At 65.3% G+C, this 21343-nt stretch carries 23 protein-coding genes; 11 read left to right on the top strand and 12 right to left on the bottom strand.

Annotated features, from left to right (window positions below; translation table 11 throughout):
- Positions 1-36 precede the first annotated feature (36 nt).
- The gene (locus BJA_RS03350; protein WP_011083490.1) at positions 37-813 is read right to left on the bottom strand and encodes a tetratricopeptide repeat protein; all 777 of its coding nucleotides are present in this window, start codon (positions 811-813) and stop codon (positions 37-39) included.
- Positions 814-891: 78 nt separating this feature from the next.
- Positions 892-1137, bottom strand: coding sequence for a PilZ domain-containing protein (locus BJA_RS03345; RefSeq protein ID WP_011083489.1), 246 nt, complete (start codon positions 1135-1137; stop codon positions 892-894).
- A 225-nt stretch (positions 1138-1362) separates the two neighbouring features.
- Here BJA_RS03345 and BJA_RS03340 point away from each other — a divergent pair, with 225 nt between their 5' ends.
- From BJA_RS03340 to BJA_RS03320, 5 genes are all read left to right on the top strand, one after another.
- On the top strand, positions 1363-2901 hold the full coding sequence (locus BJA_RS03340) for a YifB family Mg chelatase-like AAA ATPase (RefSeq protein ID WP_011083488.1): 1539 nt from the start codon (positions 1363-1365) through the stop codon (positions 2899-2901).
- 97 nt (positions 2902-2998) lie between these two features.
- Entirely contained in the window at positions 2999-3466 is a 468-nt protein-coding gene (locus BJA_RS03335; RefSeq protein WP_011083487.1) for a hypothetical protein, read from the top strand.
- A gap of 207 nt (positions 3467-3673) precedes the next feature.
- Positions 3674-5899, top strand: coding sequence for an ATP-binding protein (locus BJA_RS03330; RefSeq protein WP_038965129.1), 2226 nt, complete (start codon positions 3674-3676; stop codon positions 5897-5899).
- A 103-nt stretch (positions 5900-6002) separates the two neighbouring features.
- Positions 6003-6632, top strand: a complete 630-nt coding sequence (locus BJA_RS03325) for a histidine phosphatase family protein (protein WP_038965142.1) — start codon at positions 6003-6005, stop codon at positions 6630-6632.
- A 112-nt stretch (positions 6633-6744) separates the two neighbouring features.
- Positions 6745-7803 carry an AI-2E family transporter gene (locus BJA_RS03320; RefSeq protein ID WP_038965128.1) on the top strand — a complete coding sequence of 353 codons (1059 nt, stop codon included), beginning with the start codon at positions 6745-6747 and terminating at the stop codon, positions 7801-7803.
- Between the two features lie 130 nt (positions 7804-7933).
- Here the strand turns inward: BJA_RS03320 and coaA are convergent, their stop codons facing one another.
- The 7 genes from coaA to hisB form a co-directional block, all read right to left on the bottom strand.
- Positions 7934-8890, bottom strand: a complete 957-nt coding sequence (coaA, locus tag BJA_RS03315) for a type I pantothenate kinase (RefSeq protein ID WP_027543772.1) — start codon at positions 8888-8890, stop codon at positions 7934-7936.
- A gap of 26 nt (positions 8891-8916) precedes the next feature.
- Positions 8917-9237, bottom strand: coding sequence for a phosphoribosyl-ATP diphosphatase (locus BJA_RS03310; protein WP_011083482.1), 321 nt, complete (start codon positions 9235-9237; stop codon positions 8917-8919).
- A gap of 89 nt (positions 9238-9326) precedes the next feature.
- The gene (hisF, locus tag BJA_RS03305) at positions 9327-10100 is read right to left on the bottom strand and encodes an imidazole glycerol phosphate synthase subunit HisF (protein WP_011083481.1); all 774 of its coding nucleotides are present in this window, start codon (positions 10098-10100) and stop codon (positions 9327-9329) included.
- Positions 10101-10110: 10 nt separating this feature from the next.
- Entirely contained in the window at positions 10111-10857 is a 747-nt protein-coding gene (hisA, locus tag BJA_RS03300) for a 1-(5-phosphoribosyl)-5-[(5-phosphoribosylamino)methylideneamino]imidazole-4-carboxamide isomerase (RefSeq protein WP_038965127.1), read from the bottom strand.
- Positions 10845-11495 carry an imidazole glycerol phosphate synthase subunit HisH gene (hisH, locus tag BJA_RS03295; RefSeq protein ID WP_011083479.1) on the bottom strand — a complete coding sequence of 217 codons (651 nt, stop codon included), beginning with the start codon at positions 11493-11495 and terminating at the stop codon, positions 10845-10847. The genes hisA and hisH overlap by 13 nt, the downstream gene beginning before the upstream one ends.
- Positions 11492-12022: a DUF2628 domain-containing protein gene (locus BJA_RS03290; protein WP_011083478.1), complete on the bottom strand. Its 531-nt coding sequence runs from the start codon at positions 12020-12022 to the stop codon at positions 11492-11494. Before BJA_RS03290 ends, hisH begins: the two co-directional genes overlap by 4 nt.
- Before the next feature lie 64 nt (positions 12023-12086).
- Entirely contained in the window at positions 12087-12680 is a 594-nt protein-coding gene (gene hisB / locus BJA_RS03285) for an imidazoleglycerol-phosphate dehydratase HisB (RefSeq protein ID WP_011083477.1), read from the bottom strand.
- Between the two features lie 241 nt (positions 12681-12921).
- Between hisB and hslV the strand changes: the two genes are divergently transcribed.
- The 5 genes from hslV (at position 12922) to BJA_RS03260 (ending at position 17470) form a co-directional block, all read left to right on the top strand.
- A complete protein-coding gene (gene hslV / locus BJA_RS03280) occupies positions 12922-13482 on the top strand; it encodes an ATP-dependent protease subunit HslV (protein ID WP_011083476.1) in 561 nt (186 codons plus the stop codon).
- Positions 13483-13663: 181 nt separating this feature from the next.
- Complete coding sequence (locus tag BJA_RS03275) at positions 13664-14149, top strand: GNAT family N-acetyltransferase (protein WP_011083475.1); 486 nt, start codon at positions 13664-13666, stop codon at positions 14147-14149.
- Positions 14146-14763, top strand: coding sequence for a DUF2585 domain-containing protein (locus BJA_RS03270; protein ID WP_011083474.1), 618 nt, complete (start codon positions 14146-14148; stop codon positions 14761-14763). Before BJA_RS03275 ends, BJA_RS03270 begins: the two co-directional genes overlap by 4 nt.
- 52 nt (positions 14764-14815) lie before the next feature.
- Positions 14816-16120, top strand: a complete 1305-nt coding sequence (gene hslU, locus BJA_RS03265) for an ATP-dependent protease ATPase subunit HslU (RefSeq protein WP_011083473.1) — start codon at positions 14816-14818, stop codon at positions 16118-16120.
- A gap of 225 nt (positions 16121-16345) precedes the next feature.
- On the top strand, positions 16346-17470 hold the full coding sequence (locus BJA_RS03260) for a hypothetical protein (RefSeq protein ID WP_011083472.1): 1125 nt from the start codon (positions 16346-16348) through the stop codon (positions 17468-17470).
- Between the two features lie 144 nt (positions 17471-17614).
- On the opposite strand, the gene BJA_RS03255 is transcribed toward BJA_RS03260, so the two are convergent.
- Genes BJA_RS03255 through BJA_RS03245 form a run of 3 tightly spaced genes read right to left on the bottom strand, consistent with a single transcriptional unit; the run spans position 17615 to position 20440 of the window.
- Entirely contained in the window at positions 17615-18205 is a 591-nt protein-coding gene (locus tag BJA_RS03255; RefSeq protein ID WP_011083471.1) for a Smr/MutS family protein, read from the bottom strand.
- The gene (locus BJA_RS03250) at positions 18202-19755 is read right to left on the bottom strand and encodes a murein transglycosylase A (RefSeq protein ID WP_038965126.1); all 1554 of its coding nucleotides are present in this window, start codon (positions 19753-19755) and stop codon (positions 18202-18204) included. The genes BJA_RS03255 and BJA_RS03250 overlap by 4 nt, the downstream gene beginning before the upstream one ends.
- A complete protein-coding gene (locus tag BJA_RS03245) occupies positions 19733-20440 on the bottom strand; it encodes a Tim44/TimA family putative adaptor protein (protein ID WP_011083469.1) in 708 nt (235 codons plus the stop codon). Before BJA_RS03245 ends, BJA_RS03250 begins: the two co-directional genes overlap by 23 nt.
- Positions 20441-20855: 415 nt before the next feature.
- Here BJA_RS03245 and secB point away from each other — a divergent pair, with 415 nt between their 5' ends.
- A complete protein-coding gene (gene secB / locus BJA_RS03240; protein ID WP_011083468.1) occupies positions 20856-21341 on the top strand; it encodes a protein-export chaperone SecB in 486 nt (161 codons plus the stop codon).
- Positions 21342-21343: the final 2 nt, after the last annotated feature.

The raw sequence follows: 21343 nt of genomic DNA, 5'->3' as shown, positions 1-21343 counted from the left end.
GACAACACGTCAAACAGAAACCAACGAGTTGGCGGACTACTTCTCGGCCCGCTGCTGCTGCTTCTTCGCCAGCAGCTGCCGCAACGCCGTGATCTTCGCCGCCGCCTGGTCCGGCGGCAAATCTGCCTTCACGAGGATTTCAGCCTCGGCCTCGCGGCCCTGCAATCCCAGCACGAGCGCGAGATTGGCACGGATCCGCGCATCGTTCTGATTGCGCTGATGGGCGCGGCCGAGCACCTGTTCGGCCTTGGGCAGATTGTTTTGCAGCACATAGGACAGGCCGAGATTGGACAGAACCTGCGGCTCGTCCGGCACGATCTTCAGCGCGGTCGCGTAATATTGCTGCGCCTCTTCGTTGCGACCGAGCTGGTCGAGCGCCGCGCCCTGCGCCGACAGGATGCGCCAGTCCGGATCCTCCGGCGTATGCGCGCGGCTCAGAACGTCGAAAGCCTGCTGGAAATTGCCGTTGTCGGCGAGCGCGCGGCCGTAGCCGGCGAGCAGCGCCTTGTTGCGGGGATGGCCGAGCACGGCCTGCTCGAGCACCGCGACCGCCTGGGCGCTCTGCCCGCTCTCGCGCAGCGCCTTGCCGTAGTCGAGCGCGACGTTGGGATCGCTGGGCTTGGCGCGATAACGCTCGCGCAGTGCGTCCATGTCCGGCTTGCCGTCTGCCTTGCTCGCGGCTTCCGACTTGCCGCCGAGCGCGCCGGTGATGTCCTCGATGCCAGTGGTCTGACAGCCGCCGAGGGCAAGGAGCACAAGCGCGGACAGCAGATATCTCGCCGGGCGAGAGGCAAGGGACAAACGCTTGGACATACTCTGATCACTCGGCGACTGATCAGGGATGCTTACCGATTAACGCTAAATTCCCGTTAAGGACGTGAGCCCCGCAGTCTAATCGGTGAACTCGGCGCCGAACTCGCACCCGATGCGCCAGCGCAGGCGGCATTGGCGGGAATAGTCCGGCGCGAAGATGATGGTGAATTGCGGCGGCACTTCCAGGAATTCCGCCACGACTTTCACGCCCCCGTCCGAGATATCGGTGATCGTGCAATCTCGCGGCAGCGAGCCCGCGCCAAAGTGAATCTTGGCGAGCCGGCTGCACACCCGACGTTCGCTTCTCCGGCGATTTGCAAGCATTTTGATTGTTCACTTGTTAGATCACGGCCCATCCCGCAGCCCTAGGAGTAGCGGACATTCGTTGGGATGTGCTGAGGACAGAAGCTTGCATTCGAGGCGTAGTGTCCGCGTCCTGTTTACGATTGGTTAGGGCTTGCACGGCGCCGGATATGTTCCCGTATTGTTCTTGCGGAGGGTGGCCGGCTCTGCTACCCTCGATTGTGCGAGAGGGCAGGCTGGTTCGGCATGGTTCAACGGGTTTCTACCGTCGCCTTTGAAGGGATCGAGGCCCGCGCGGTCGACGTGCAGGTGCAGGTCGCGCCGGGCCTGCCGGCCTTTGCCATCGTCGGCCTGCCGGACAAGGCGGTGTCCGAGGCGCGCGAGCGGGTCCGCTCGGCGCTGATCGCCTCGGGCCTGGCGCTGCCGGCGCGGCGGATCATCGTCAATCTGGCCCCCGCCGATCTGCCCAAGGAAGGCAGCCATTACGACCTGCCGATCGCACTCGGGCTGATGGCGGCAATCGGCGCGATTCCGCCGGATGCGCTGACCGGCTTCACCGTGCTCGGCGAGCTCGGCCTCGACGGCTCGATCGCGCCTGTGGCCGGCGTTCTTCCCGCCGCGATCGGCGCCAATGTGCGCGAGGAAGGCTTGATCTGTCCGGCCGCCTGCGGCTCCGAAGCGGCCTGGGCGAGCCCGGACATCCAGATCATCGCCGCACAATCGCTGATCCAGATCGCCAACCACTTCAAGGGCACGCAGGTGCTGTCGCGGCCTTCGCCGAAAGTGCACGAAGCCGCCGCCTCAAAGCTCGACCTGCGCGACATCAAGGGCCAGGAAAGCGCCAAGCGGGCGCTGGAGATCGCGGCCGCCGGCGGACATCACCTGTTGATGATCGGCGCACCCGGCGCCGGCAAGTCGATGCTGGCGGCGCGCCTGCCCTCGATCCTGCCGCCGCTGTCGCCGGGCGAGCTGCTGGAGGTCTCGATGATCGCCTCCGTCGCCGGCGAGATCGAGGGCGGCGCGCTGACCGCGCGGCGCCCGTTCCGCTCGCCGCATCATTCCGCCAGCATGGCCGCGCTCACCGGCGGCGGGATGCGCGCAAAACCCGGCGAGATCTCGCTGGCGCATCAGGGCGTGCTGTTCCTCGACGAGCTGCCGGAGTTCGATCCGCGCGTGCTGGATTCGCTGCGCCAGCCGCTGGAGAACGGCGAGGTCTCGGTGTCCCGCGCCAATCATCGCGTCACCTACCCTGCCCGCTTCATGCTGGTCGCGGCGATGAATCCCTGCCGCTGCGGCAACGCGTTCGAGCCCGGCTATGCCTGCAAGCGCGGCCGCATCGATCGCTGCACCGGCGACTACCAGGCGCGCATCTCGGGGCCTTTGATGGACCGCATCGACTTGCGCATCGAGGTTCCGGCGGTGACCGCAGCCGACCTGATCCTGCCGCCGCCGGCGGAGGGATCGGCCGAGGTCGCCGCACGCGTGGCGGCGGCGCGCGACATCCAGCTTGCGCGCTACGCGGATATCGGCCTGCCGAACGTCCGCACCAATGCCGAGGCGCCCGCCTCGGTGCTGGAAGACATCGCAAAGCCGGACGCGCAAGGCGCCAAGCTGCTGCGCGACGCCGCCGAGACCATGCGGCTGTCGGCGCGCGGCTATCACCGCGTGCTGCGCGTGGCGCGCACGCTCGCCGACCTCGATGGCGCGGACAAGATCGGCCGGCTGCATCTCGCCGAAGCGCTGTCCTACCGCGCACTCGCAGAGGATGTGCGCCAGATGGCGTGATCATTCCGCGCATCAACCCGGCGGTAACGAGTTTCCTTTACGCTCTGCAAACTATAAGGCCCACAAGTTCCCGGACGGGCCCGGCGAGTAGAGTGTCATGTTGCGTTTCAAGATCCTGGCCTCGGTTGTTCCCCTGTTGGCGGCTGCGGTGTTTGCCCGCAGCGAGATCGGATCGGTCTCACATCCCTGCATCGCGCTGGGCGACACCTCCGTCGAGCTGACATCGCTGTTCTGGACGGCCGGCATCCATGTCGCCTTCACCGACGATCCGACACGGGCCACGGTGCGGGTCCAGATCACCGACGATGCGGACGGTGCGGACTTCGCGGTCGTGGACGACGGCCTCGGCGCCGAGCCGGACTCCTGCCAGGCCAATCCGCAGACCCGGCTCATCACGATTGCCGCGCAGCCGGTCGACGGCGGACCGGTGATCTACCTCTCCACCGACGGACCGGCCGACTATCGCATCTATGTGCGCTCGAAGACGTTCTCGCAGCGCGAGGCGGCGGCGCTGATCGTCGGCGCCCACGACGGTCACCGCCCGTTCCAGGCCGCCTCGCTCTGAAGCGCGATGATTATCCCGCTTCAGAGTTGATGTCGGAGCATGATCTTTCCGGAAAACCGCTGCACACTTTTCCGGATCATGCTCTGAGGCGTTAACACCTCGTCAACCTTGTTTGGAGGCGACCCGAAAGCCTCAAGCTGTTCGCAAGGTCGGCGGGACATCGTCGCAGCGGCGAGCGCGGGGTTTTAAGAGTCGGGGTCGGTGGCGATGGGTCGGACGTTCCGGATCAAGGTGCGCATGCGCCGCTTCAGGCGGCAGCACCCCCGCATTGCCTTCGCGATCCGCTCCTTCATGATCTTCTCGGCGACGTTCGGCGGCGCCTATGGCTTTGTCTCCGGCAGCCGCTCCGAGAATTCCGGTTACGATCCCCACACCTTCGCGATCGGCGCGAGCTTCCTGTTCGCACTCGCCTGCCTTGGCCTCGCGACGCTCAGCATGCGGCTGCGCTTCGTCAACAAGCGGCTGCGCAAGCTCGCCGCCCACAACGAGGCCCTGATCGATCGCAATTGGGAGCTGAAGGAAGCCGAGGAACGCGCCCGCAGCCTGTTCGAACAGCAGGGCGATCTGATCGTGCTGCGCGATCACCAGAACCGCATCACCTTTGCCAACGACGCCTATTGCGCGCTCGCGGGACAGGCGCGCGGCGCCCTGGTCGGCACGCGCTTTGATTTCGACGTGCTGGAGCAGGGCGACAGTGCCCGCGAAAGCAGTGGCACACGCGTTCACGACCAGAAGATCGCAACTCCGCTCGGCGCGCGCTGGATCGCCTGGCGCGAGGGCTATGTCCGCCTCGACGCAGGCCAACCGGCCGAGTTGCAGAGTGTGGGGCGCGACGTCACCGACCGCACCGAGACCGAGCGCGCATTGTCCGACGCCCGCGACCAGGCCGATGCCGCCAACCGCGCCAAATCGCGTTTCCTCGCGATGGCCTCGCACGAGATCCGCACGCCGCTCAACGGCATCATCGGCATGGGCGGCCTCTTGCTCGACACCACGCTGACGCCGGAGCAGGCGACCTACGCGAAGGCCGTGAAGACCTCCGGCGAAGCGCTGATGGCGCTGATCGAGGAGCTGCTCGACTATTCCAAGATCGAAGCCGGCAAGCTCGATCTCGAGCAGCGCCCCTTCGCGCTCTCGACCCTGATCGAGGAGATCACCGAGCTGCTCGCGCCCCGCGCGCAGGCGAAGACGCTCGAGATCGCCGCCTATGTCGACGAGCGCCTGCCGCTCGAGGTGGTCGGCGACGCCGCGCGGCTGCGCCAGGTGCTGCTCAACCTCGCCGGCAACGCCATCAAGTTCACCGCAAGCGGCGGTGTCGCGCTGATCGTCGAGCCCGGCATCAGGCCGAACGAGATCAGCTTCCTCGTCCGCGACACCGGCATCGGCATCGCAGCCGAAGCGCAGCAACGCATTTTCCGCGAGTTCGAGCAGGCCGACGAGCGCGTCGCCCGCACCTATGGCGGCACCGGGCTCGGCCTTGCCATCAGCGAACGCATCGTCAAGCGCATGGGCGGCCGGATCACACTTGCGAGCGAACCGGGCAAGGGCTCGACCTTCGAGGTCGCGGTGCCGCTCGCGCCGTCAGAGGCCCGCGCGGGGCAGACCGCATTCCCGAGCCCCGACCTCACCGGCAAGTCGATCCTCCTGATTGCCGAGGGCATCGAGGCCTCGCTGATCGCGCGGCGCCTGGAGCGCTGGGGCAGCCAGACCTGTCTGGTGACCGACGCCACGGTCGCGGAAGCGCTGCTGCCGGAACGCTCATGGCACGCGGTGCTGGTCGATCGCGCGATCGGCCCTGCAATTGCCGACCGGCTGGGCGGAGTGGCCCGCGCTCATGCGCCGCAACGGCTGGTGCTGCTGACGTCGAGCTCGCGCCATGAAAAGCAGTCGGCGGCGTTCACCGGTTTTCTGGTGAAGCCGCTGCGCGCGGCCTCGCTCGCCGCACGCCTCGCCCTGACCCCGGAGGTCGCCTCGCCCGAGCTCGCGCCGGAGCCCCCGGTTGAAGCCACGAGCGCGGCGCCGGCAAGGGGGCTCTCGGTCCTCGTCGCCGAGGACAACGAGATCAACGCGCTGCTGATGCGCTCGCTGCTGACCAAGCTCGGCCACCGCGTCGTCATCGCCGTCCATGGCGAAGCCGCGCTGGAATCCTGGCTCGCTGCCAGCTCGGCCGGCACGCCCTATGATCTCGTGCTGATGGACATCCAGATGCCGCAGCTCGACGGCATCGAAGCGACCAAGCGCATCCGCGCGCATGAGGCAGCCACCGGCGGCCACCACACGCCGATCCTCGCGCTCACCGCCAATACGCTGGTGGAGGACCGCTACGCCTGCTTCGAGGCCGGCATGAACGGATTCCTGATCAAGCCGCTCGACCGCGACAAGCTGGACGAAGCGCTGGCGGGACTGGCGGCGTCGCGGCAGCTGGCGGGCTGATCCGGGATTTCCGGGAACCTCACCTCGGCTGGCAATCGCCAATTGAAGTCAGCTGCACGGCGCGTCACCATCCTCCGGGGCATTTGCAAAGAGGATGTCGCACATGAACGTGCTTTGCCGCCTCGCAGTCATTGTCCTTCTCGCCGGATTCTCCCGATACGCCGCAGCCGACACGCCGGATCTCCTCTCGTCGCTCAAGCAAGGCGGTTACGTGCTGATCTTTCGGCACACTGCGACCGACGATAGCCAAAAGGACGTCTACCCATTCAGGTTCGACGACATGAGCGCCCAGCGTCAGCTCAGTGAAAAGGGCAGGGACATGGCGCGCCAGATCGGGGCGGCGGTCAAGGAGCTCGCGATCCCGATCGGCGATGTCTACACCAGCCGGCTGAACCGCGCGATCGAGACCGGCAAGCTGATCTCCGGCCGCGAGGTCAGGCCGGTCGACGCGTTGACAGACAGCAGCAACGCCAGCGCATCGGGAATGGCAAACCCGGCCGGCGCAAATGCCAAGGCCGGCCAGTCCGTGCGACAGCTCGTCGATGCACCGCCGAAGGCCGGCACCAACACGTTCCTGGTCACCCACAAGACAAATATCGCCGATGCCTTTGGCAAGGATGCCGGCGACGTGCAGGAGGGCGAAGCTTTCGTCTACAAGGCCAGCGGCTCCGGCCCGGCCGCCTTTGCGGGGCGCATCAAGCCTGCGGACTGGAGCGCGAAGGCCGGCAGGTGACAGACCGCATCGAACCCGGCCGCCTGCGCGACGGGACGGGCGTGACTTGCCGCCCCGCCGCAGTCCTGTGATACCAACGTCCCGTGAGGAGCGACTGAAAGGCCGGCGACACGTGAGAACATCGGAAGACCGCTCATTCCTCGTCTTGCTTGCGGCAATCTCCGTCGCGTTCGGCTGGCTGCTATGGCCGTTCTCCGGCGCATTGTTGTGGGCGACGCTGCTGGCGATCATCTTCGCGCCACTCTATCGACTTTGCCTGGAAACGTTCCCGGAATGGCGCAACCTTGCCGCACTTTCCACCGTCCTCGTCGTGGTCGTCATGGTCCTGATCCCTGTGGCCGTCGTGATCGCCTCGCTCGTCGAGCAGGGAGGGGAGCTGTATCAGCGTGTTCAGACCGGGGAGATCAGTTTCGCTCATCCCCTGCAGCAACTGAAATCCGCGCTGCCTGACTGGGCCGCGTCCGTCTCGGACCGTCTGGCCGGGATTGATCTTTCGGCCCTGAAAGAACGCCTCTCGAGCCTGGTTGTCCCCGCCGGCCAGCAGCTGGCCGGCCACGCGATCAACATCGGTCAGTTGACGGTGGAGTTCGTCGCAAGCTTGCTCGTGATGCTATACCTGCTGTTCTTTTTCCTGCGCGACGGTGACGAGCTGAACCTGCGCATCCGCGACGCGCTGCCGCTGCGTAGGAGCCACACCGCCGCGATTCTGGATGCGTTCACCCTTTCGGTTCGCGGGACGATCAAGGGGATCATACTGGTTGCGCTGATCCAGGGAGCGCTTGGCGGGCTGATCTTCTGGCTGCTCGGCCTGACTGCGCCGCTGCTGGCCGGCGCCCTCATGGCGCTACTTTCACTTCTGCCTGTGCTCGGCTCCGCCCTGGTCTGGGTTCCGGTCGGCCTCTACCTGCTCGTGGCAGGCGCAGTCACAAAGGGAATGATCCTGCTCGTTTTCGGCACCTTCGTGATCGGTCTTGCCGACAACTTTCTCCGCCCTGTCCTGGTCGGCCAGTCAATCCGAATGCCAAGCTATGTTGTGCTGCTCGCCACCCTGGGCGGCCTTGCGACTTTCGGCGCGAACGGCTTTGTCATTGGTCCGCTCGTCGCCGCAATGTTTCTGACGGCGTGGCACATCTTTGTCGGCTCGAAAGAGCAACAAGAGGTCCGGAATTGACCCGTTACCCGGCGTGACGGTCAACCATGGAGCCCTCGCGCCTTCGATGCGTCATAGCCAAATACCTTTTGTCGGCCTGCGACAAAAGACACTCTGCCCGAACAAGCGAGGGCCTTGTCAGCCGGCGCGCTTACAGCCGCCGCAGCGCCACGCTCTCGACCACGTGGTCGGGGCCCTTCTTCAGGATGAGCGTCGCGCGGGGACGGGTCGGCAGGATGTTGTCCTCGAGATTGGCGAGGTTGGTGCGTTCCCAGATCGCGATCGCGGTGGCGGTGGCTTCTTCGTCGGACAACAGCGCGTAGCGGTTGAAGTAGGATTTGGGATTGGTGAACGCGGTGTCGCGCAGCGCCAGGAAGCGCTTGATGTACCAGCGCCGCAGCGCCGCTTCGTCGGCATCGATATAGACCGAGAAATCGAAGAAGTCGGAGACCACGGGCACCGCCTTGCCGTCGCGCGGCAACTTGCCGGTTTGCAGCACGTTGACGCCCTCGACGATCAGGATGTCGGGCTGGTCGATCTCCACCCATTGGTTCGGCACGATGTCGTAGGTCAGATGCGAATAGACCGGGGCGCGGACGTGGCGGCGGCCAGCCTTGATGTCGGAGAGGAAGCCAAGCAGCAGCGGCAGGTCGTAGCTCTCCGGAAAACCCTTCTTCTGCATGATGCCCTGCCGGTCGAGCACGGCATTCGGGTACAGAAAACCGTCGGTCGTGATCAGGTCCACTTTCGGGCGCGGCGACCAGCGCGCCAGCAGCGCCTGGAGCACGCGGGCCGTGGTGGATTTTCCGACCGCGACCGAGCCGGCGACGCCGATGATGTAGGGCATCTTGCGGTCGCGGATGTTGAGGAATTGGCGCTCCGCGTAATACAGGCGCTGCATCGCGTCGACATAGATCGACAGCAGGCGCGACAGCGGCAGGTAGATGTCCTCGACCTCCTGCAAGTCGAGACGATCGTGCAGCGAGCGCAGCCGGTCGAACTCGCCCGGCTCCAGCGTCATCGGCGTGTCGTCGCGCAACCGCGCCCATTGCTCGCGGGTATAGACCCGGTACGGATTATACTGCTGCTCGGGTGCGCGGATATCCATGACGCCGCCTTTCCGTTGCGACTTGCTCACTCTTTACGCGAAGCTTTTTCTTCCAACCCTGACATCGAGGTTCGCTTGCCCAGCGCGGCCTCGACCTCTTCCAGCTTTATGCCGCGTGCCTTCAAAAGCACAAGGAAATGATAGAGCAGATCGGCACCTTCGGCGATCAGATGCGCGCGATCGTTTTCGACTGCTGCGATTACGGTTTCGACTGCTTCCTCGCCGAACTTCTTGGCGCAATGCTCGGCGCCCTTGTCCAGGAGTTTGCGGGTATAGGAGCCCTCGCCGCCGGCCGCGGCGCGGGCGTCGATGGTCTCGGCCAGATCGTGGATCGTGAAACGCGGCATCGGAACTACTCGGAAACACACTTGGCAGCGCACTTGGCCACGGCGGCCAAGCCCAACGGCCTATGTAGCATTTTCAGGAGCGGGAGTCGTCAGGCATCCAGGCGCATGGGCAGGCCGCGCCGGGCCATGTGCTCCTTGGCCTCGCGGACGGTGAATTCCCCGAAATGGAAGATCGAGGCCGCCAGCACCGCCGTGGCGTGTCCGTCGCGGATACCGTCGACGAGGTGGTCGAGATTGCCGACGCCGCCCGAGGCGATTACAGGAACGGGAATACTGTCGGCGATCGCCCGAGTCAGCGGGATATCGAACCCCTGCCTTGTGCCGTCGCGGTCCATCGAGGTCAGCAGGATTTCACCGGCGCCGAGCGAGACCACTTCCTGGGCATATTCGATGGCGTCGATGCCGGTCGCGTTGCGGCCGCCATGGGTGAAGATCTCCCAGCGGTCACCACCCGGGCGCTTGACCCGCTTGGCGTCGATCGCGACCACCACGCACTGCTCGCCGAACTTTTCGGCCGCTTCCTTGACGAACTCGCGCCGCGACACCGCGGCGCTGTTGATCGAGACCTTGTCCGCGCCGGCGCGCAGCAACGTCTTGATATCGTCAACCTCGCGCACGCCGCCGCCGACGGTCACAGGCATGAAGCAGGCCTCCGCCGTGCGGCGGACCACGTCGAGCATGATGCCGCGGTTCTCATGGGTCGCGGTGATGTCGAGGAAGGTGAGCTCATCGGCGCCGGCGGCGTCATAGGCGATCGCGGCTTCGACGGGGTCGCCGGCATCGCGCAGGTCGACGAAATTGACGCCCTTGACGACTCTTCCGTCCTTGACGTCGAGGCAGGGGATCACGCGCACCTTGAACATGTGTCGGCTCCTAGGCGGCGCGCGCGTTGCGGATCAGGGTGAGGGCGGCGGCGGGATCGAGCCGGCCATCGTAAAGTGCCCGTCCGGCGATCGCGCCGGCGAGCTTTTTGGCACGCGGCGTCAGCATCGCCTTGACGTCGTCGATCGAGGCAAGGCCGCCGGAGGCGATCACCGGGATGGAGATGCTGTCGGCCAGCGCGATGGTTGCGTCCAGGTTCAGGCCCTTGAGCAGGCCGTCGCGCGCAATGTCGGTGAAGATGATGGCGGCGACGCCGGCATCCTCGAACCGCTGCGCGATCTCCAAAGCAGTCACCTGCGAGGTCTCCGCCCAGCCCTCGACCGCGACCTTGCCGTCGCGGGCGTCTAACCCGACCGCGACGCGGCCGGGGAATTTCTTGGCCGCAGCCTTCACCAGATCGGGATCGCGCACCGCGGCGGTGCCGATGATGACGCGGGTGATGCCCTTTTCGAGCCAGGCTTCGACGGTCGCGAGGTCGCGAATGCCGCCGCCGAGCTGCACCGGGATCTTGATCGTCTTCAGCATCGCCTCGACAGCCTGCGCGTTCACCGGCTTGCCGGCAAAGGCACCGTCGAGATCGACGACATGGAGATACTCAAACCCCTGCTCGGCAAAGCTCTGCGCCTGCGCCGCGGGATTGAGGTTGAACACGGTCGCGCGCGCCATGTCGCCTTGCTCGAGGCGCACGCACTGGCCGTTCTTGAGGTCGATCGCGGGGAAAAGAATCACGGCTTCCATCGCAAAAAGTTCGAGATCAGAGCGAGGCCAAAACGCTGGCTCTTCTCGGGGTGGAATTGCGTGCCGATGGCGGTGTCCTTCGCGACGATCGCGGTGACAGGCCCGCCATAGTCGGCGCGCGCGAGCACGTCCGCCTCATTGGCGGCGTTGAGGTGGTAGGAGTGCACGAAATAGGCGTGCTGGCCCTTGGGGCCGAGCGGCAGCTTGTTCAGCACCGGGTGCTCGCGCAGCACGTCGAGCGTGTTCCAGCCCATGTGCGGGATCTTCAGGCTTTCGTCGCGCGGCGTGATCTTCTCGACGTCGCCGCCGATCCAGTTCAGGCCCTGCGTGATGACATGCTCCTTGCCGCGGGTGGCGAACAGCTGCATGCCGACGCAGATGCCGAACATCGGCCGCGCCTTGACCCGCACCGCTTCGGTGATCGCCTCGACCATGCCGTTGACGGCGTCGAGGCCGCGCCGGCAATCGGCGAAGGCGCCGACGCCCGGCAGCACCAGGCGATCGGCGCCGTAAGCCTGATCCGGATCGCTGGTGACGAAGACCTTTTGCGGGTCCTCCAGGCTGCGCGCGGCGCGCTCGAAGGCTTTCGCGGCGGAATGCAGATTACCGGAACCGTAATCGATGATGGCGATGCTCATCTTGACCCTCCCGGTTCTGGAAACAAACCAATGATGCCGCCGGCCGGAATTGGCGGCGGGTTCGAGAATTGCTGGCCCGGCGTATTGCGGGTCGGCGGCGGGCCGCCGCGATCGACGGCCCATTGATCGTTGACGATGCCGTGCTGCTTCTGGCTCCAGCGCTCGAAGAAGCGGCGCTCGGCGGTGTCCTCGTCGTCGGAGATGACGATATCGAGCTGCCGCCACTTGCCGCGCGACAGTGTCCAGCGCCGCAGGCTGGAAGCCTCGAACCCCATCAGCACCGCAACGATCATATTGGCGAAGAAGATCGAGCTGCGGCCGACGCCGAGGCGGTGCAGTCCGGCATCGAACGCAGCCAGGAAGACGATCCAGCCGATCAGCGCCAGCCATAGCCGATTCCACAGCAGCCAGAACGGGCCGAAGATCATCGCCCAGAAATGGAAGCCGTCGCGCACGAAGACGAACTTGTCGGTCGCGCGCAGATCGGCTCCGGCAGGGGAGGGAGCATGAACTGTGTAGACAGGCATGGTGATGCCCCGTTCTCAAGAATTCAGTGATGCCGCCGGCGTCGTTTCGTAACCGACGGAGATGTCAGCCGCCGAGCGAGCCCTTGGTGGACGGGATTTCACCCGCCGCCTTCGGATCGATCGCAACCGCCGCCCGCAGCGCCCGCGCCAGACCCTTGAAGCAGGACTCGGCGATATGGTGGCTGTTATCGCCATATAGGGTCTCGACGTGGAGAGTCACGCTGGCGTTCATGGCGAAGGCCTGGAACCACTCGCGCACGAGCTCGGTGTCGAACTCGCCGATCTTGTCGCGGGGGAAGTCGACCTTGAACACCAGGACCGGGCGGCCCGAGATGTCGATCACGACGCGCGACAGGGTCTCGTCCATCGGCATGTGCACGCCGGCATAGCGGGTGATGCCCGCCATGGTGCCGAGCGCCTGCTTGACCGCCTGGCCGAGCGCGATGCCGGTGTCTTCGGTGGTATGGTGATGATCAATGTGCAGGTCGCCGACCGCCTTGACCGTGAGGTCGATGCGGGAATGGCGGGCGAGGAGATCGAGCATATGGTCGAAAAAGCCGATGCCGGTCGCGATATTGGACACGCCGGTGCCATCGAGGTTCACGGTGACCTCGATGTCGGTTTCCTTGGTCTTGCGCTTGATCGTCGCGGTGCGCATCAAAACTAGCTTTCGCTTTATTTGAGCATGATCTTTGTCGGAAAACCGGTGCCCACTTTTCCGGATCATGCTCGGGGGCCGAAAACGGGGGTCTTTTAACAGCCCCATGACGCCTTCGCTACTGCGGGAACGGCTGGCCGGGCGTCTACTTCTGCCTATGGTGAGCGAAATTGGGGCCGGAGCGGCCCGTTGTGCCCTCGCCCCCGACCGCCTAAATCAGCCCGGACAACGAGGATCATTCATGCAGGATTCCCAGAAAAGCTCGCCGGGCTGGCACGGCACCACGATCTTGACGGTCCGCAAGGGCGGCAAGGTGGTGATCGGCGGCGACGGCCAAGTCTCGATCGGCCAGACCGTGATCAAGTCCAACGCCAAGAAGGTCCGCAAGCTCGGCAGGGGCGACGTCATCGGCGGCTTTGCCGGCGCCACCGCCGACGCCTTCACACTCTTTGAGCGGTTGGAAGCCAAGCTCGAGCAATATCCGGGGCAATTGACCCGCGCCGCGGTCGAGCTCGCCAAGGATTGGCGCACCGACCGTTACCTGCGGCGGCTGGAGGCCATGATGATCGTGGCCGACAAGGACGTCTCCCTGGTGCTGACAGGCACCGGCGACGTGCTCGAGCCCGAGGCCGGCGTGATGGCGATCGGCTCCGGCGGTAACTATGCACTGGCGGCCGCGCGGGCCCTGCTCGACACCGACAAGGACGCCGAGACCATCGTCCGCCGCTCCCTCGACATCGCCGCCGACATCTGCGTCTACACCAACCGCAATGTGACCATCGAAAGCCTGGCGACCGGCTAGGCCTGTGATTGAACAGCGGAGCTCAGGACTGGCTGTAACCTCTCCCGCTTGCGGGAGAGGTCGCGCCAAAGGCGCGGGTGAGGGCTCCCTCCCCTTGGGGGCTGTCCCGTTGCGGAAGCACCCTCTCCCCAACCCTCTCCCGCAAGCGGGAGAGGGAGTGCAGCTCCGTCATGGTCGCTAGATGACCCAAAGCTACGCCTTCCGCCCGATGACCGCGGCCGACCTGCCGCTGATCCGGCGGTGGCTGGGCGAAGCGCATGTGCGGGAATGGTGGGGCGATCCGGGCGAGCAGTTTGCGCTGGTCAGCGGCGACCTCGATGAGCCGGCGATGGACCAGTTCATCGTGTTGGCCGGCGACAAGCCGTTCGGCTATCTTCAGTGCTACCGCCTGACTGCCTGGAATACGGGCTTCGGGCCGCAACCGGGGGGCACGCGTGGGATCGATCAGTTCATCGGCGAAAGCGACATGATCGCGCGCGGCCACGGCTCGGCCTTCATCCGCCAATTCGTCGACGAGCAGCTGCGGCACGGCCTGCCGCGCGTCGTCACCGATCCAGACCCGCTCAACTCGCGTGCCGTACGCGCCTATGAGAAGGCGGGCTTCGTCCGCGACCGCATGGTCGAGACGCCGGACGGGCCGGCGCTGTTGATGGTGCGCGTGCCATGACGCTGGCAACCACGCACGAAAGCAAAGCCGCGGTGCCGGCATTCGCCTGGGTCAGCATCGCGCTGTTGCTGCTGGCGCTGCAGGCCTCGATCCTGTTCGCGATGGGCCGGGTGCCGATCTGCACCTGCGGCTACGTCAAGCTGTGGCACGGCGTGGTGAACAGCTCGGAGAACTCCCAGCACATCGCCGACTGGTACAGCTTCTCGCACGTCCTGCACGGCTTCCTGTTCTACGGATTGACCTTTCTGCTATTCGCGCGCCTGCCGTTGCTGCCTCTGTCGTGGCCGGCACGGCTGATCGTCGCCATGCTGATCGAAGGCGCCTGGGAGATCGTCGAGAACTCGCCATTCATCATCGAGCGCTACCGCGCCGGCACGATCTCGCTGGACTATTTTGGCGACAGCATCGTCAATTCGGTCTCTGACAATCTGGCCATGGTGCTGGGGTTCCTCGCCGCACGCGTTCTGCCGGTCTGGGTCACCGTGATGATCGGGCTCGCCTTCGAGATCATGCTGGCGCTCCACATTCGCGACAATCTGACGCTCAATATCCTGATGCTGATCCATCCGATCGAGGCCGTGAAGCAATGGCAATCGGGGCCGCCGATCATCTGACGGCCGAAAAAGCGACTTGTCCCGGCCCGCATCTGACCCTAGCTAAGGTCCCATGACAGACTTCTCTCCCCGCGAAATCGTTTCCGAACTCGACCGTTTCATCGTCGGCCAGACCGACGCCAAGCGCGCCGTCTCGATCGCGCTGCGCAACCGCTGGCGGCGGCAGCAGCTCGAAGGTTCCTTACGCGAGGAGGTGCTGCCGAAGAACATCCTGATGATCGGCCCCACCGGCGTCGGCAAGACCGAGATCGCGCGGCGACTGGCCAAGCTTGCCAATGCGCCGTTCCTGAAGGTCGAGGCGACGAAGTTCACCGAAGTCGGCTATGTCGGCCGCGACGTCGAGCAGATCGTGCGTGATCTCGTCGAGGTCGCGATCGCCCAGGTGCGCGAGCGCAAGCGCAAGGATGTACAGGCGCGCGCCCAGCTCGCCGCCGAGGAGCGCGTGCTCGACGCCCTGGTCGGCGCCAATGCGAGTTCGGCGACGCGGGAATCCTTCCGCAAGAAGCTGCGGGCGGGCGAACTCAACGACAAGGAAATCGAGATCGAGACGCAGTCCTCCGGCGGCGGCATGCCGATGTTCGAGATTCCGGGCATGCCGGGCGCGCAGATGGGCGCGATCTCGATCGGCGACATCTTCGGCAAGCTGGGCGGCCGCAGCAAGACCCGGCGGCTCACGGTGGAAAGCTCGCACGAGATCCTTATCAACGAGGAATCCGACAAGCTGCTGGACACCGAGCAGCTGACGCTGGAAGCGATCAGCGCGGTCGAGAACAACGGCATCGTGTTCCTGGACGAGATCGACAAGATCTGCGCCCGCGACGGCCGCGTCGGCGGCGACGTCTCGCGCGAGGGCGTGCAGCGCGACCTGCTGCCGCTGATCGAGGGTACCACGGTCTCAACCAAGCACGGCGCGGTGAAGACCGACCACATCCTGTTCATTGCCTCCGGCGCCTTCCATGTCGCCAAGCCGTCGGACCTGTTGCCGGAATTGCAGGGCCGCCTGCCGATCCGCGTCGAGCTCCAGGCGTTGACCCGTGACGACATGCGCCGCATCCTGACCGAGCCCGAGGCCTCGCTGATCAAGCAATATGTTGCCCTGATGCAGACCGAGGGCGTCACGCTCGACATCACCGACAACGCCATCGACGCGCTCGCCGACGTCGCGGTCGCCGTCAACTCGACCGTCGAGAACATCGGCGCGCGGCGGCTCCAGACGGTGATGGAGCGGGTGCTGGACGAGATCTCCTTCACCGCGCCCGACCGCAACGGCGAGACCATCCGGGTCGATGCCGATTTCGTACAGAAGCACGTCGGCGACCTCGCCAAGAACGCCGATCTGAGCCGGTTTATTTTGTAATTCCGGGCTTGTCCGCTATCTATCCGCCGTCGTCCTGGCGAAAGCCAGGACCCATTCCACCAGCGGATATTGTTGAAGCAAGATGGCGGCTCTGATCTCGGCTCAAGCGACCTGCGGTGGTTATGGGTCCCGGATCTGCGCACGCTCCGGACAACGCTGCGCGTTGGCACGAGCTCGCTTGTCCGGGACGACGGCGGCGGTAACCTGCGCCGGTTCGGGTGCAGCGTGACGACGCGCATCCTGCAAAACCCCTGGCGCCTGCTGCTCGCGATCAACGCCGTGGTCATCGTCGGCGTGTTCGTTCACAAGATCCAGCTGCCGCCCTACGTCCCCTACATCCACCTGCTCGTCGACTACCATTTCGGCTTCATCAAGCGCGCGCTGATCGGGGCGGTCGTCGCGCTGTTCACGACGAAGGTGCCGGTCTGGCTGGTGTTCGCACTCGGCGGCGTGACGTGGCTGGTGACGCTGGCGCTATTTGCAAGGTTGTTTCAAAAGACCTTCGGCTTTGCCGCGAAGACGCTGCCGCTGTTCGTGTTCATCGCGGGCTCGCCGTTCTTCCTGAAGAACTTCATGCACACGCTCGGTCATTTCGACATCTATGGCTGCGCGCTGGCGATCATCCTGCTGCTGATGCCGGCGGGCTCATTGCTGTTCGTGGCGACGGCGGCGCTGTTCTCGATCGTGCTCGTGCTGATCCACCACATTCATCTCTTGATGTACGTGCCGACCATCATCGCCATCGTCGTGATCAGGCACTATCTCGCCTGCGGGTGCAATCGCAGCAACGTCGCGTTCGGCGTGGTCGCCCTCGCGGTCGTCTCCGCGCTGTTCTTCGCGGCCCAATTCCTGGGAACGATGCCGATCCCGGAGGCGGATTTCGTCGCGTATCTGAAGACCAGGATGGTCGATCCCTCCCGCACCGACCTCTTGCAATTCAGCTACATCTGGTACCAGCCGCTGGCGAAGGAGATCTTGGACACCTGGGGCCGCCTGCCGCACAACATCCTCGGCGTGCCGGTGTTTGCGCTTCTGATCTGGCTGCACACGCCGCTGTGGCGCTATTTTGCCGATTTGATCAGCGCGCTCGCAAGCGAGACGCACCGGCGCCTCGTCATCGCCGCGCTGATCGGCGTCAGCCTCGCCTATCTCGTGATGTTCGCGATGGTGTTCGACTATTCGCGCTGGATCTCGAACTGGGCGGTCTGCATGTTCCTGATCCTGCATGCGGTGAAGATGCTGCCGGCCAAACAGGAGACCCCGCTGATCCCGGCCGGGGATCGCAACACTGACATCTTCGGCCTGGTCATCACGCTGATCCCGCGCGTCGGAATCGTGCGGCCGTTTTAGACGGTGCACTCCCTCTACCGCTTGCGGGGGAGGGCTGGGGTGAGGGTGTCTCCGCAGAGGGATTCCCTAAGACGAAAGAACCCTCACCCGCCACGCTCTTCGAGCGCGTCGACCTCTCCCGCAAGCGGGAGAGGTGTAGAACCGCTAAAATCTCGCCCGCCTGATCCGCACGTAAAGCGCGCCCTCGCCGCCATGGCCGATATGCGCCGTCTCGAAGCCGACGACGAAGGCGCGGAATTCCGGCAGGCTCAGCCATTCCGGTACCTGGCGGCGGAGCACGCCGCTTTCGCCGCCGCTCCGGCCCTTGCCGGTGATGACGAGCACGAAGGTCAGGCCGTCGTGATGGGCGCGGTGCAGGAAACCGGTCAAGGCGCGATGGGCGCGCGTCTGGGTCATGCCGTGCAGATCGAGCCGCGCCTCGATCTCGCTGCGGCCGCGCGACAGCTTTGTGCGCTCGCGCTTGCCGAGCGGCGCCAAAGGCGGGACGGACGGCTTGGCGGCACGCGGCGCCGGCGCCGCAGCAATCGGACGTGGCGACGGCGCAGGTCGCGTGGCCGGCGCAGCGGGTGATGGTTCTGGTCGCGACGCGGGATGCGCTTTCGGCGCACGATGCTTCCTCAGCGGCTTGACCTGTTTTGCGACCGTATCCCACAGCTCGCGCTCATCCTCGCTCAGCGCGCGGCGGCGCGGCGAGGGGCGAGGCTCCAGCACGGGCGGACGGGACGATCGTTTCATTGCTGCCGATGGGGACGATTTTTCGCCGGCCGCCGCAGCTCTTGAACAGGCTCGATCACGGGACGCGGCACCGGCAACGGGACAGGGCTTGCGACAGCGACCGTCTCACCCTTGCCTGGCGCCACGGCTGCGGCCGGAGCCGCCGGCTTGGCCTGATCCTTAGCAGGTTCGGTTTGCGGAAACAGCTTTGCGATCTTCTCCGAGGGCCGCGGATCCGGCACCGGCAGCCGCGCGGCGCGTGGCGTCGGATCGAGGCTCTTCGGCACCAGCATCACGAAATGCATGGGATGGCGCAGTCGCCCCGAGACGCGGCCGGCATCCGCGCCGGCGCCGAAATAGAGATCGGCGCGCGCGGGACCGATGATGGCCGAGCCGGTGTCCTGCGCGATCATCAGCCGATGGAACGGCGTCTTGGAGCGCTCGGAGTCGATCGGCAGCTCGCCCTCGATGAAGAACGGCGTGCCGTAGACATGCAGCGATTTGTCGACCGCGATGGAGCGGCCGGCCGTCAGCGGAATGCCCTGCGCGCCCACCGCCTCGTCCTTGTCCGAGAGATTGACCTCGCGGAAGAAAATGTAGGCGCGGTTCTGGCGGCGCAGCTCCTTGGCGCCATCGGGGTTCTGCGCCATCCATTCCCTGATCTTCTGCATCGACATCTCTTCCTTCGGAATGATGCCGCGCTCGATCAGGATGCGCCCGACGGCCGTGTAGGGGTAGCCGTTATAGGCGTCATAGTTGAGCCGGAGCGTCGTGCCGTCGTCGAACTTGATCCGCGCCGAGCCCTGGATCTGCGCGAACAGGAGATCGGTCGGGTCCTTCAGCCAGGCGATCTCGAGCCCACGGCCCGCGATCTTGCCGTCCTCGATCTCGCCGCGGTCGTAATAGGGCACCAGCTTGCGGCGGCCGATCTTGCGATAGACCGGGCCCTTGTTGGGCAGGCTGACCGAATCCTGCTTGTAGCCGCGCACGAAGAGGTTCGAAGGCCGGCGATAGACCGGGACATTGTAGACGTCAGTCTGCGTCCGCGATCCCTCCAGCACCGGCTCGTAATAGCCGGTGACGAAACCGTCGGGCTCGCCGAGGCGCGAAATGCGCAGCGGCGCAAAATTCTCCTCGAAGAAGGTTTTGGCCTTGGCGTCGTCGCTGAGCTCGAGCGATTTGGCGGCCCGGCACGGTTCGCTCAGCGATGCCCCCAGCGCCTTGTATTCACTCTTGGGCTCGGGAGCGACGGTCTGCGCGTTGATCGACCGGCAGCTCGCGCGGAACGTCTTGTAGGCTGCGAGATGATCGTCATCGCTCCAGCCTTTCACATCGGCCCAGGCCAGCGGCAGGTATTGCGCGCCTGATATCTCGAACGGCAGGGGGAGCTGCGGATAGGGCAAGGCCCGCGGCGGGGTGGCGGGCAATTGCGGGAGATGGTGGTGGTGGCTGCGGTAGTGGCGCCGCGCCGCCTCGGCGCCGAGCGAAAACGACGACAGCACGACGACACCCGCGCAAAGCGCCGTCGCGCTGGTCTTCAGGAAGACCTTAATTCGCGCTTCCGGTGCCAACCAGCTTCCAGTTCGGATCGCGAGAGGTGATGTCGCGGGCGAAAGTCCAGATGTCGGTGATGTCGGCGACCGTATCGGCGCTGCCGTCGACGATATTGCCGGCCTTGTCGCGGGTGGCCGAGATCATCTGCGAGACGAAGCGGATGGTGAGTTGGGCGGTGCGGTCGCGCAGCTCGGCGCCGACGAGCTCGGCCTTGTCGATCGAGACGAAGCGCGTCTCGGTCTTCTGCTCGTTCTTCTCGCGCTCCTTGATCGCGGCGTCGAAGCTTTCATAGACCTCCGACGACAGCAGGTCGCGCAGCGCGCGGCGGTCGCCATTGGCAAAGGCCAGCACGATCATCTCATAGGCGCCGCGGGCGCCCGAGATGAAATGGCGCGGGTCGAAGGTGGAATCCTTGTCGACGATGGCGTCGAGACCCTGCGCGAGCGCGGTGCCCGGCTCGGTCAGGCCCTTCCAGCGGTCGGAGGGCGGGGTCGGCTCGACCGTCGGCGCCAGCGGAGCCTGGTCGATCACCTTGCCCGGCATGGTCACGACGTTCTTGTCCTGGGCACCCCCCAGCGCGTTGCGGGCGGCAGTATGGTCGAACGGAGGCCGCTCGTTGCCCGTGCGCTGCCCCAGCACGCTGCGCAGCCGCAGAAAAATAAAGACCGCCAGCGCCAGGAAGATGATGGTGTAGATGTCCACGAGGTATTCGCTTTCTGGTCTTCTCTAGAAGGGGCCGCCTAGAAGGGTCGCCGCCGGGAAAATCAATCCGGCCAGTAGACCGTTCCATACGGGAACGGCAAGTCTACATCACCATTTCGGGTCCGCACGTCAGGTCCGTGGGATGTAGGCACGAAATCTTGCCCGGCCAATGGCGCCTTTTGGCACAGCACGAAGTGTAGCGCGTTTTATGCTTAAGGGGAAACCCGATCATGCCCGGAAATCGCGCATCTTCAATCGTTTAACCTGCGATTGGGCCGGGAGGCCGGAGTGAGCGTCACAGATGTGGCCGCGGCCGGGGTATCCCCCCGGGGCCGTTCGTCCTTGTGGAACGAGGCGGCCCTATGTTAGCCAACTGCCGCGAAATTCAGCCCCAATCGGGTAAGGAGAGACTTTCATGACCAACGGTAACGGCACCCCTCCCGAGGCGGCCCCGGCTCCCCAGCTCAACGTGCTGGCGCAATATACCAAGGACCTCTCGTTCGAAAATCCGAACGCGCCGAGTTCGCTCCAGCAGCAGGGCCAGCCGCCCCAGATCAATATCCAGATCAATGTCGGCGCCAATAACCTCAGCGAACAGGAATTCGAGGTGACTCTGTCGGTCGAGGGCAAGGCCGAGACCGCGGGCAAGGTGATGTTCTCGTTCGAGCTCGCCTATGCCGGCGTGTTCCGGATCGTCAACGTGCCGAAGGAGAACCTGCACCCGCTGGTCATGATCGAATGCCCGCGTCTGCTGTTCCCGTTCGCGCGTGAGATCATCGCCACGGCCGTGCGCGACGGCGGGTTCCCGCCGCTGATGCTGGATCCGGTCGATTTCGTCGGTCTCTATCGCCAGAACATGGAGCGGCAAATGGCCGCCGGTGGTCAGGCCGGCCAAGCCTAAAA

The sequence above is a fragment of the Bradyrhizobium diazoefficiens USDA 110 genome, from assembly GCF_000011365.1.
Taxonomy (GTDB): Bacteria; Pseudomonadota; Alphaproteobacteria; order Rhizobiales; family Xanthobacteraceae; genus Bradyrhizobium; species Bradyrhizobium diazoefficiens.
The sequence above is the reverse complement of the archived record's forward strand: the minus strand, read 5'-3'. Positions and strand labels throughout refer to the sequence as shown.